Raw genomic sequence first — 11372 nt, 5'->3', positions numbered from 1 at the left:
TAGAGTTTCCCCGATTGTTCGCACAGGTACTCTAAAATGGCTTTTGTTTCCTTGTCTGGGTGTAGCAGCATTTGCTGTACTCCCCTAGGCTTTTTGGGTTTAACCATTGCTCGACCTCACAATGCACTTACTTAATCCAGTCTACTGTATGTATTGCTATTCGACAGGACGAATCTATGAAGAATGAGAAAATCTTTTTAAGGGTTACTAAATACGAAAAGAACCAACTCAAGCAAGAGGCGGCTAAAAGAGGGATGACTCAATCTGAGTTAATCAGGAGTTTTATCGCTCAATTGCGCGGCGTAGTTTGGGAATCTCCTTACCTCCGATTCCCCCGCCTTATATCCCGTCGCTAAAAGCGAAGGTTTTACGGCGGATCAAGATAAAAGTGGTCACTGGGGGAAAAAATCTAACTTTCACCTCTTCTAATAATAACTTTCCCTGCCGTTCTAGTTGTTGGTCACAGGGAGTTCCCAGATAAATACCCCAGCCAGTGGTCATCAGCTTTTGCGCTTCCTTGAGACTTTCTCGCTGTTTTTGCTGTCCTCGTCCTGTTGGGTCAATATGATGGCAGTAGTCTTTAAACCGATCTAATCGTCCTACCTCTAGATGTTGGTTTTCTGAGTATTCGTAAAGCAGATACCAGGCAATGTCATGGTAAAACAGTTGTAAGGGATAAACCTGGATATAGCCCGTTCGTTGTCTATAGGGTTCGCTATGGCGGTAAAGTTCGACTAACTGACCTTTGGCGATCGCGACTTCTAATGCATCCAAGCAATGAAATAAGGTGTGGCGGTTCTTGCCTTTGGCTTGCATTTGCTGGGGGTCAGTGTAGATTATCGGACGATTCAGATAGGCACGCACCGGGTAAGAGAAGTCGCCGTTACTGTCTAAATCTAATCCCCGCAATCGCTTCTCTAGAATCTGATAAATTTCGCGGATTGTGGGGTCACCTTGGTAAGTTGCTTGGGAATGTAGGGCGTTGAATGCTACTTTTAGTTCCTCCCAACTCATGACGCCAGTTCCCAGGTAATATCCCCAACGATACATGCGGCGGTCGAGAATGCCAAACTCTCGTAGGGTTTCTAAGTCTTTGCGGAGAGTGCCAATAGAGGGATAGTTGTCAGGGAAGGTGATACCGAGGGATTGGGCAAATTCCCGTTCCTTCTTTTGCAGAGGTTCTAAGGCATTGTGATGCTGACCCTTTTTGGGTCGGTCTAAAGGGTTGCAACAGCCGATGCCGGGGTGATTGATCAAGGTGGCGATTAGTAGCAAAATTCGCTCGAACGAGAGGCGATCGGCGTAGGGGTGGAGTTGAGGTTTCTTAGGCATAGCTATCTAAGATAATCCAACTCGATGTTAACAGGCAAGAGGAAAGAAACTACTATTGAACCTAAAAAAATAGACGGACAAGGATTTTATAAGCGTTAATGTACGGGGATTTTGCTTGACATTGTAATCAAAGTTTGAATAGTGTCTTTTTGTGGTTTTTTCTGGGATTTGAAGTTAGGCTAATTTTTATCAATCGTAGAAATCAACAGGGAAACGCGATCCCGTACAGGTTTTTCATCTCTTAAACTAACCTTAAACCAATCTTCACATTAAGCTAATGACACCTTCAGTTATAACCACAGGATTAATTTTGGCACTGATCACCGTGCAGTGTCATTCACCAGGAAATCCACCAGTTTCTCCCACCGAAGAGGCAGTGAATCCTATGTCCCTATCTGAATCTCCAGTAACAAGTCAACAGGATAACGCTGTCGAATCACCATCACCAAAACCAACAGAAACAGTCAGCCCAAATGGAGAAGAAAATCTGCCGGGATGCGTGAATTGGAACTGCAATTGCAGTGACTTCACTACACAAAAGGAAGCCCAAAGGGTGCTGGACGAGTTCCCGGACGATCCTCATGGGTTGGATAAGAACAATGATGGAGTAGCTTGTGAGAGTTTGCCGTAATTGTTCATTGGTCATTTTTTAGTTTATCACTCAAACATCCTCCAGTAAAATTTGTTACTGCATTAATCATGTATATTTCACCTCGCGCAGCCAGAGTGCGTAATAGTCTGGTGTCTCTATTCAATGGTGGTATTACCTTGATTCTTTTGTTGATTGCGCCATTAGGGTTGGCAGCAGTAATTGTAAATACACTGCTGGTTATGAGTTTATCTTACATAATCGCATATTTGGCAGACCGCGTGATTGTATGGCTGCTGCCTGTATCCCAAACTGAGTTATTTTCTGAAATTTCTTCCCAGTCGGGGAGTTTGCGTCGCCAACGGCAACAATCAAATGTTGAGTATTCGTCACATTGGTATCAATGAAAACTTTATACGTCTCCCAACAGGGTTGTTATATTTCCCTTAACGGTGAAATGCTTTTGGTTAAACAAGGCGACACTATTCATGCCCAAGTGCAATTACCTTTAACAGAACAGATTCTTTTATAGAGAACTCGCCGCCCTCCAGGGAATCCAGTTAATGCAATGCTAAGTTTTGGTTATCAAATTTTGTGGAATCATTTACTGGCACTAATTGAGCTTCAGGGGCTTGATCCCTATCAGGCATCTCTACATCAGGGGCATGAACGTCATGCGGCGTTGGCGTCGGATTTAATTGAAGAATTTCGCGCCCCTTTGGTTGATGCTTTAGTAATGTGGCTAGTTAATCGACATATCATCAATGAATTGCAAGATTTTTTCTATAAAGATGGGGGGTGTTATCTCAATGAATCTGGGCGTAAGAAGTTTCTCCATGCATTTGTACAGCGAATGGAGGAGGAAATTCAAGATGAGGCAGGGGGTAAGCACCCAAAATGGGACTTGCTTAATCAGCAAGTCAAAGCTTATAAGCAGTTTGTTTATAATCCTAGCCAGGGATATCACCCCTATCAAAATCGATAGAGAATGCTTTTGTATGTAGTAGCCTATGACATTCCTGATGACAAACGCCGGAAAAAGGTATCCGATTTATTGGAAGGGTATGGTCGGCGAGTGCAGTATTCGGTGTTTGAGTGCCAACTTTGTAGGTCGAAATTTGATGAATTGCGGTCTAGACTGCAAAAACGGGTCAAGTTATCGGAAGATAGCATTAGATTTTATCCTTTGTCGCGGCACACTCTGGAGCAGGTAGAAACGTGGGGTATTGGTTCACCTGTCCCAAAGCCAACTGGAAGTACAATTATTTAATTTGGCGAAGGTCAGGTAAAATGCCGGAAAATCCTATTGTTTCGTTCTGAACCTCGCTGCCTTGTCCTGTAAGGGTTTGAGCAATTTTCGCGGCAAGATTTTTGGGATTTTGGCAAGTGTTGGCGCTGAACCTCGCTAACCGCCTCTGGAATTCAGGCAGGGCAAGGGGTTAAAATCAAGGGGTCCCCACTCGCTGGGGAAATCAGTTGAATGGAAACACTATAGTAAGCGAAACCGTACCCGCGTTGACAGGTGAGTCCCCACTCGCTGGGGAAATCAGTTGAATGGAAACTTGCAGGGAGCAAAACCCCAACAGAAAGGACTTGAATGTCCCCACTCGCTGGGGAAATCAGTTGAATGGAAACTAATACAGCGACGCCAGAGCTTATAAAATCGATCATGTCCCCACTCGCTGGGGAAATCAGTTGAATGGAAACGGTCTTGAATCCCTTGCCTAGCAAGCGTTTCACAAGGGTCCCCACTCGCTGGGGAAATCAGTTGAATGGAAACACCAATTGCGGCAAAGGGATAGATGACCCCAAGGGATGGTCCCCACTCGCTGGGGAAATCAGTTGAATGGAAACAAGAATTGACCTACCGACCGTGCTTGGATCATTGCGGTCCCCACTCGCTGGGGAAATCAGTTGAATGGAAACATTTGAGCATTGTGAAGTTTATCCTCCGCCTGAAAGTTGTCCCCACTCGCTGGGGAAATCAGTTGAATGGAAACTAGAATTCAACATTGTCTGACGTGCCGTGTGAGGTCCCCACTCGCTGGGGAAATCAGTTGAATGGAAACCGTGATCTGTTCGTTGATTGATGCTGCATTCTGGCTGAGTCCCCACTCGCTGGGGAAATCAGTTGAATGGAAACACCTTATCGGGGTAGATGACTGCAATCATTTTGCCGTCCCCACTCGCTGGGGAAATCAGTTGAATGGAAACCAGAGCCGTTTCTAGGTAGCTCTTGAAAGAGTCATCGTCCCCACTCGCTGGGGAAATCAGTTGAATGGAAACTTCCTGAGAGTGAACTGGCGCGACGAAAATTAAGCTGAGTCCCCACTCGCTGGGGAAATCAGTTGAATGGAAACTCACAAGATCACAGTAACTTTGAGCGAGTAAAATTGAGTCCCCACTCGCTGGGGAAATCAGTTCAAACTGGAAGCATAAGTTGTCCGTTTTCTTTGGCTGTAACCCTCATTCCCTCGTAGGAGGGAGGGAGAGCGACAATCGGACTTGGGTAGAACCATAAAGTGTCCCGCCAGTTGTAAAAATCTGATGTAGCCATAAGTGTATTGACTACAAGGTTTTTGGAGTTCAACCCTTTCAATCAGAGTGCGATCGCGTTGAGGAGCCATCAGGTGAACAAACCCAAAAGATAGTAACTCGAATCGATCCAGGCAAACTATTCACAACGTTGACATCCTCCCAGCGCTAAAAGCGCGGGATTCCTAAACCTCACGATTTAGGTTTCTGCTTCATTGCAACCGCCCTTAAACCCGAAGATTCTTAGGTCTTATGTTCGCTCCACAGACTAGCCCCGCAAGCCCTGCGGTTATACATACGTGTCGAAATTCAGCCCAGAATTTCTTTAGTGCAGCGCGGCAGAAATAACTAACCAGTTAACAAGCTCCCTAAAAGCAACTACCATAAGCCTCATAGCCTTCTGCCCTCTGCCTTCGGACTTCTGCCTTCTTGTATTAGCTTTGATTCTAGGGGTGGACTTATTTGTACCATTGCCCTGTCCTCTTTTCCCGGATACCATTGATCAACTACAACCAACGTTGCTCCGTACAGCTTACAGCCTACGATGACATTTAATTTGTCAAGACGACACTAATCTGACAACGATGACAAATAATTAGTCAATCGACACTTTGAGTTTTTTGTAATCAAAGCCCGTGACGAGGATTGAACTCGTGACCTCACCCTTACCAAGGGTGTGCTCTACCACTGAGCTACACGGGCATACATCTATAATAGACGCTTCTAACCACACACCCTCTAACCATTAGAGCGATGTGATGGGCCGGGTTGGATTTGAACCAACGTAGGCATAGCCAGCGGATTTACAGTCCGCCCCCATTAACCACTCGGGCACCGACCCATTTCGTTCACAGTTATCAATACTAGCACAACTTTTAATTTGTGTTCAAGTTTTTTTTGGCGACTTCCTCATCTCCCCATCTGGAGGAGCTGGGTTCGGAGCAGGGGAAGCTGGGGGAGCATGTAGAGACGTAGCATGCTACGTCTGGGAAGCATGTAGAGACGTAGCATGCTACGTCTGGGAAGCTGGTAGAGACGTGCTTTTGAAACTGTTGCCTGTTACATGCCAAAATCCTTGGGATTATCGGGCTTCGTTAAATCCAACGTCATTACCTGATTCAGCAAGGCTTGATTAGAATCTAAAACCGTCAATAATTGTTGAAAGGGTACATTCATTTTTTGCTCCAAAATTTTCAAATTTAAGACCACTTGTCGGGCTTTCTCTTCCGATAAACTGAACTTTCCCATAACCTGCTGTACTTCTTCCTGAGAAATCCGGACAGTCATCTGGGTAAACTCAGATAGGCGAGGCGGAATTTTATTGATGTTGTCCGCCTTATCGCCATGATTATAGAAATGAATCCCTTGACGGTCTACAAAGAAATCGGCAAACGGTTTTAATCCTTCGTCGAGAACCATTTGCGCGGCTTGAATTGCCTCGGGTAGTGCCCTGCCCAAGCCCACATATACTATAAACCAAGCCAGAATATGATGCTTCGCGCCCAGGGATTCCTCTAAACGTTGAGCCACTTGGATCAAGAAATTCCTGGCGACTTGCGCTCGCAAGGATTCAGGTTGTTCGCTAGGAATGTCATAGAGCGCGTTTTTAAGGAGTTGATTGAGACGGGGTTGATTTTGGTTGAGTGTAGCCTCAACCACAGCGGAAACTAAGTGAGTGTTATTCGCATTAGAGGGTTGAGAATCCATGGGATAACTCTTTCTCCTAAATTAAGTTCAAAAATAGCCAAGTAACCACAAAGATTGTACATGGTTCATGGTTCATGGTTCATGGTTCATGGTATTCCTTCAACAAAACCAGCTCTTTTCTATCATAGAGGAATGTAAAAACACCAGAGGTAGGATGCCAAAAATCTGACGCATAGTGTAATGTACGATTCCTTTACTTAACGCTAATGTTTGCCAGAAGCATTGACGTTACCACTAACGAGCGAGTTTCTACCCGGTTAATCTTAAGCAGGCGCGATCGCAGATGTCCTCATCCTTCCCCAGGCAGAGGATATAAGGAAGGAATAACTCATGAGAGGATATCCTATCCAGTCAAATGACCAATGACCAATCTAACGAAATAATTCAGCAAAAAAGCGATTCATTGCCGCCCAAGAGCGCTGATCAGCCTTCTCATTGTAGGCAACTCCCGTTGAGGGATCATTCCCAGCGTTGGGATTAGTAAAGCTGTGAACAGCATTACCATACATAACCATTTGCCAGTCTACATTGGCATAATTCATTTCTCGTTTAAAAGCATCAACTTGCTCATCGGGGACTAAGGGATCAGCTGCACCATGCAACACTAGCACTCTACCTTTAATCGCCTGAGCATCTGCGGGATTGGGTGTATCTAAATTCCCATGGAAGCTAACAACCCCAGCCACTGACGCACCACTGCGGGCTAATTCTAATACTGTACCTCCTCCAAAACAATAACCGATCGCGGCAACTTGATTCCCATCCGTCAAGGGGTATTGTTGCAGTACCCGTAATCCAGCCTGGGCGCGATCGCGCATTAATTGGCGATTGGATCGATAGATACTCGCTTGGGCGGCGGCGGCTTCGTTCGTTGTAGGTCGAATTCCCTGACCATAAATATCAGCCGCAAAAGCCACATAACCCAATTCAGCAAGCTGTTTTGCCCGTTGCTTCTCGTAATCTCCCAATCCTTTCCAGGCGTGAACCACCATCACACCAGGGCGCTTTCCCTGAATCTCGTCATCGTAAGCCAGAAAGCCTTCGAGTACAGTATCATCGTGTTGGTATTCAATCACTTGAGTGCGGACTTCAGCAAGGGCGATCGCTGCACTGAGTAGCGTAAACAGGGGGGTGACGATCAGTGAGGCTAGTAGAGGTTTCATAACAGTTAGGATGAGTTATTTGGTTAGGATATCTCATCTGGATAGGATTCGGAAATAGCAGATAAGCTGTCACGCATTTAAATTGGGAATGGGTAGCGAGCAAGATGCTCGCACTACCAGGATTGCGTCATTATTGACATTAAGGTTTAAATGCCAAACCGCTTAAGCTGTTCGGCATTTAGATTGGGATACCTAAATTCCAAAACCTTTACTTTTCCCTATTCCCTGTTCCCTGTTCCCTCTCCCCACCACAAAACTTATTCAGCAGCCCCTACTGATCAAGGGTTTTGGTGATTCCAAAATGCAGGCTGGAGCGTGCCATTGAGCTTAACCTTCTGCTTTCCCGTTTTCAGCAACGTCCACCTCAAGATTTTGTAGTTCTCCCGCTTTGGGGACATCTGCTTTCATTTTCAGTTCACCTAAATTTATCACATTTACGCTAACTTCTAACGATACGTTTTCCGTCGGAATATCTTTTTCAATAACCCGTTTGCTAGCAATTTTCATCACATTAACAGCGCGATCAACTGCTGCTGTTATTGCCTCCTCAGACAGTTCTGACGCTTTATCTTGAGTCGCATTAGCTACCTGCTCTTTAACCTGTTGTCCTTTTTCTTCTAGTGTATTAGTGACTTGATTCACTACATTTTTACCTTTATCTTGAATAGTTTGCCAATCCATACCTATCTCTTTAGCGTGGTCAAAGTATTGAGTCTAGTATAAGCCTTTTACTTCTGTTCTCCCTCATCCTAGAGTTATATTATCTGTCCTGCTAGAATTCAGACGCACCATGACACGTCTCTATGTACGTCGGACGAAATTAGAGTTGATGGTTGAGATTGGGACGAAACGGGAAACAAGATGCGGATATCCCCTGGAACACATTAAATTAAAAAACGTCTATGTTTCCTGATGATTGAGTGGAAAATATTCCAGAATGCTAACCAAGTCAAAACTTGCTAACTATACTCTTTTCCTATTTATCACCCTAATTGGCTACACCAGCTTTATCGTTAAATCGCGACCCAGTTTCGGACAAATAGAGGCAGAACGGGTAGAGCAAAACGAGCAAAAAAATCAATCAACCCCAACCCAATTTTTGGTTGAATCTCTGGACTTTGCTCAAGGTGCGCCACCCGCTAACCTAAATGCATCAGCTATTCCCGAAGCGGTGAAAATCGTTTCCGACGGCACACAACTGCAATGGGAATGGCAGGGAGAGACGTATAGCATTAACGTTAATGAGCTAAACGTGCGGCTGATGGATAGCGTCGATCCGGCAACCTACAATCCGACTGAAAAAGTAATGACGGGTCAACGTTTTGTCAGAGATAGCATTAGCGTTGACCCAGAAACAGGCAATATTGCCGTTGGCGTAGTTCTCGATTATTTTGCGGCGACGAATTTTAGTGCCGTTTTTATTATCGACCCTCAACCGGGTGCTTACGCCATCTATCGAGTTCAGGTTCCAGGTTCTCAACCTTTACCTGACGAATTTTCTACCTATTCGTTGGACACAATTGACTATGTGGGGTTCTTGGATGGGGACTTATTAATCAAGCATGGCGATGCATCGGGGACAACAGCACTATTGGTTTTCACACCGGGCAATACCCCAGCGATGGACTATGCAGGGTGTGTTGATCTAGAGAGGGGCGAAAGCCATAGCGTGTGTCCGAGAAACGAATAGGGGATTCTGGTGACTGGAAGTCACAGCTACACAAACAAAGTCCGCCTGCGCGGACTGGGTTATAAAGGGGGTAGTCAACCCTCGCACGAGATCAACATTACACTTTCCGTTGCCCCTTTTTAACCGCTTTTATCCCCAAAACGCCGAATAGCAACACACCAACGACAGAACCCGGTTCAGAAACAGCAGCCGCCTGAGTTGTCAAGGTAACATTAGGTTATCATTAGTCAAGAAATTCCAATCAAAACTTAAAACATCTCCAGCTTGGGCGCTAAAGGTTTGTTTGAGGGCAGAACCTTCAAAGGGAAAGGTGAAAAAGCCGTTAGAACCGGGAAGACTGCCGAGGGGTAAGCCGAGGAAATCTTCTAAACCTCCTGGAGTGCCGACGGTGGCGGGTTCGTTTCCAGAGAAATTGAATGTACCCGTAGGTTGAGGAGAATCATCGGGAAATGTGGATGAGGCGGTGGTTAATAACGCTTGAGAGTTGCCTTGAGTCGGAGTAGCGTTAAATGCGTCGGTTTGGGTACTGACATCACCAACCGTCATCCAGTCAGTTAAGTTATCCTCAAAACCACCATTGAGGATAGCAGCCTGGGAGGGGGTAGTGAGGGCGAGGCTGCTGAAACTGAGTAAGATAGCTAAACTTGCGGTTTTTTGCTGAAGGAAAGTAGAAATAGACATAATCTTCCTGGGTGGGTACAAAACGAAAGTTGAGAACAAGGGTTTAAAGAGGGGGCTTACCTGAGTGGATGGGTGCGGTATGCCCCCGGTAGAGACCAAACATGGACGGTCTGTTTAGAAAGCGAAGTTACTGGCAGCGCTTAAGTCAGCAGCCGCAGCATTTTCGACTAAAATGAAGGGTCGGAAGATGCCTCGACCATCGGGTCCATCGGAATCGATTTGGACAACGCTATTAGAACCCATTTCCACGACTTGAACGTAGCCATCGGCGAGTGCGTCTGAACCGTCGTAGCCGAAGCTATCGAGGACTCCGGTGAGAACGATTTGGTCGTTACCGATTTCAAAGTCGGTGATGGTGTCGCCAGCATCGCGGATGCTGTTGTAGACGAATTGGTCGCTACCCGCTTCGCCTGTGAGGATATCGGCACCGAAGCCACCCGTTAGGCTGTCGCTTCCAGAGGTTCCGGTTAATTCATCGCGTCCAGGTGTGCCGGAAACTTCGTTGAACTCTACAACGTTTGTCTCTGTCCGCTGAATTTATGAGTTATGAACATAGCTTTTGGCATCTAATATGAGAAAAATTATAAATTCTTATAAAAATAGGATTGTTCAACAAAAAAAAGGGGACTAAATTGCCCCCTTATCCTTCAGTGCGGAAATCCTCAAACTACATCGAATGGGTTAACTGTGCATGAGTCACCCAAGTCCCATGAAACCCATAAGGAACACGTTGAGGCATCAATACCCGCGCCACAGGTTCAGCCGTCAAGTCTTGGGCATTCAGCACCACCAGTTCAGAGGTGTCTGAGTTCTCATCGTGGACAAACGTGACTAACCAGCCATCATCTTCAGCCGTTCCATTGGGACGCGGCGCAAATACTGCCTCACCGCCATAACGTCCCGCCCCATAGTTGTGAACTTGGGATGTGCCATCGTTTGTCTCGTGGGACTCCGGGTTCAGCGAAGCAACCCGGAGGGGGATAGAGGTCAAACCGCGCCGCTCGATGCGGTTAGGTTTGACAATCCAACTGTTGATACCAGTCCGGTATTTCGCTGCAACAATTGGGCTTTTTTGGCGGCGAATCTTCCTAGTCGCTTCCAGTTGGCATCACTCACCGAAACTTGTGTCTTGGTGTCACCGGAAACGTAACCGTAATAGGTGATTCCAGCTTTAACTGCTTTGACGTAATCACCTTTCCTGAACCCGTGTCGGGTAACTGTGCCGCCATAGCCGCGTCGTTTTCCTCCCTTGCTGGGAATCATTAGGTGTAGCTGACGACGGCAGATTGGGGGACGCCTGATTACCGCGAATTGGCATGGAGTAACAGTTATCCCCCCCAGGAATGTGCCGCTTCTGCCTTTGATCTGGCGATATCGAATGAACCGGGACGCGGCAAGGCAGATACCATCAACGGCATGGGCTGCGGGTGACTCTTCAGCCTTATTCTTGGCTTTGGGTAAACCCAGGTACTTCCTTAAGTTGGAGGTATGCCATCCTTCTTGAGTGTGGACGGTGTAACCTGCTTGGTGTAGCTGTTCAATCTGCCAATAGTTTGGGTCGGCGGGAGATATTGCTACCTCCCGTCTCCCTTTCAAAACCGTGCGTGACAGTTTCCCGTCACACGGCTCCTCAGTGACTTGACCCTTGTTATGGGCACCTCTTCCCTCGTTTGGG

Annotated in this window: 11 protein-coding genes, 2 tRNA genes, 3 pseudogenes and 1 CRISPR repeat array; of the genes and pseudogenes, 6 read left to right on the top strand and 10 right to left on the bottom strand. The window is 46.3% G+C overall.

All coding sequences use genetic code 11. The annotated features are described in order from the left end of the window. Positions 1 to 176 precede the first annotated feature (176 nt). Positions 177 to 356, top strand: a complete 180-nt coding sequence (locus tag RIE73_RS30815) for a plasmid mobilization protein (RefSeq protein WP_446396582.1) — start codon at positions 177 to 179, stop codon at positions 354 to 356. Here the strand turns inward: RIE73_RS30815 and RIE73_RS30810 are convergent. Further along, positions 340 to 1332, bottom strand: a complete 993-nt coding sequence (locus RIE73_RS30810) for a WYL domain-containing protein (protein WP_446404792.1) — start codon at positions 1330 to 1332, stop codon at positions 340 to 342. The genes RIE73_RS30815 and RIE73_RS30810 overlap by 17 nt on opposite strands. Positions 1333 to 1609: 277 nt before the next feature. Between RIE73_RS30810 and RIE73_RS30805 the strand changes: the two genes are divergently transcribed. The 4 genes and pseudogenes from RIE73_RS30805 to cas2 all read left to right on the top strand — a co-directional run bounded on the left by RIE73_RS30805 (position 1610) and on the right by cas2 (position 3191). Then, positions 1610 to 1963, top strand: a complete 354-nt coding sequence (locus tag RIE73_RS30805; protein WP_446381537.1) for an excalibur calcium-binding domain-containing protein — start codon at positions 1610 to 1612, stop codon at positions 1961 to 1963. Between the two features lie 68 nt (positions 1964 to 2031). Further along, positions 2032 to 2328: a CRISPR-associated protein Csx18 gene (gene csx18 / locus RIE73_RS30800; protein WP_446398494.1), complete on the top strand. Its 297-nt coding sequence runs from the start codon at positions 2032 to 2034 to the stop codon at positions 2326 to 2328. Between the two features lie 125 nt (positions 2329 to 2453). Further along, positions 2454 to 2906: pseudogene (gene cas1, locus RIE73_RS30795) on the top strand (CRISPR-associated endonuclease Cas1); the annotation flags it as partial. A gap of 3 nt (positions 2907 to 2909) precedes the next feature. Continuing rightward, a complete protein-coding gene (cas2, locus tag RIE73_RS30790) occupies positions 2910 to 3191 on the top strand; it encodes a CRISPR-associated endonuclease Cas2 (RefSeq protein WP_446398492.1) in 282 nt (93 codons plus the stop codon). Positions 3192 to 3373: 182 nt separating this feature from the next. Continuing rightward, positions 3374 to 4354: a CRISPR direct-repeat array (repeat unit 36 nt; unit sequence GTCCCCACTCGCTGGGGAAATCAGTTGAATGGAAAC). Between the two features lie 732 nt (positions 4355 to 5086). On the opposite strand, the gene RIE73_RS30785 is transcribed toward cas2, so the two are convergent. From RIE73_RS30785 to RIE73_RS30765, 5 genes are all read right to left on the bottom strand, one after another. Further along, positions 5087 to 5158 (bottom strand) — tRNA-Thr (locus RIE73_RS30785). A 57-nt stretch (positions 5159 to 5215) separates the two neighbouring features. Next, positions 5216 to 5297, bottom strand: a tRNA-Tyr gene (locus RIE73_RS30780). A gap of 218 nt (positions 5298 to 5515) precedes the next feature. Further along, positions 5516 to 6163, bottom strand: a complete 648-nt coding sequence (locus RIE73_RS30775) for a hypothetical protein (protein WP_446404791.1) — start codon at positions 6161 to 6163, stop codon at positions 5516 to 5518. A gap of 371 nt (positions 6164 to 6534) precedes the next feature. After that, on the bottom strand, positions 6535 to 7326 hold the full coding sequence (locus RIE73_RS30770; protein WP_446404790.1) for a dienelactone hydrolase family protein: 792 nt from the start codon (positions 7324 to 7326) through the stop codon (positions 6535 to 6537). 327 nt (positions 7327 to 7653) lie between these two features. Continuing rightward, positions 7654 to 8007 carry a hypothetical protein gene (locus tag RIE73_RS30765; RefSeq protein WP_446404789.1) on the bottom strand — a complete coding sequence of 118 codons (354 nt, stop codon included), beginning with the start codon at positions 8005 to 8007 and terminating at the stop codon, positions 7654 to 7656. 256 nt (positions 8008 to 8263) lie between these two features. Between RIE73_RS30765 and RIE73_RS30760 the strand changes: the two genes are divergently transcribed. Then, positions 8264 to 9016: a hypothetical protein gene (locus tag RIE73_RS30760; RefSeq protein ID WP_446404788.1), complete on the top strand. Its 753-nt coding sequence runs from the start codon at positions 8264 to 8266 to the stop codon at positions 9014 to 9016. A gap of 201 nt (positions 9017 to 9217) precedes the next feature. On the opposite strand, the gene RIE73_RS30755 is transcribed toward RIE73_RS30760, so the two are convergent. The 4 genes and pseudogenes from RIE73_RS30755 to RIE73_RS30740 all read right to left on the bottom strand — a co-directional run. Next, positions 9218 to 9697 (bottom strand): hypothetical protein, encoded by a 480-nt coding sequence (locus RIE73_RS30755; RefSeq protein WP_446404787.1) that lies wholly within the window; start codon positions 9695 to 9697, stop codon positions 9218 to 9220. A 114-nt stretch (positions 9698 to 9811) separates the two neighbouring features. Next, positions 9812 to 10234: a type I secretion C-terminal target domain-containing protein gene (locus tag RIE73_RS30750; RefSeq protein WP_446404793.1), complete on the bottom strand. Its 423-nt coding sequence runs from the start codon at positions 10232 to 10234 to the stop codon at positions 9812 to 9814. Positions 10235 to 10364: 130 nt separating this feature from the next. Next, a pseudogene (locus RIE73_RS30745) lies at positions 10365 to 10628 on the bottom strand (carotenoid oxygenase family protein); the annotation flags it as partial. A gap of 56 nt (positions 10629 to 10684) precedes the next feature. Continuing rightward, positions 10685 to 11372, bottom strand: a pseudogene (locus tag RIE73_RS30740) (hypothetical protein); the annotation flags it as partial.

This window comes from Coleofasciculus sp. C1-SOL-03 (genome assembly GCF_040220555.1).
Classification (GTDB): Bacteria; Cyanobacteriota; Cyanobacteriia; order Cyanobacteriales; family Coleofasciculaceae; genus Coleofasciculus.
The sequence above is the reverse complement of the archived record's forward strand: the minus strand, read 5'-3'. Positions and strand labels throughout refer to the sequence as shown.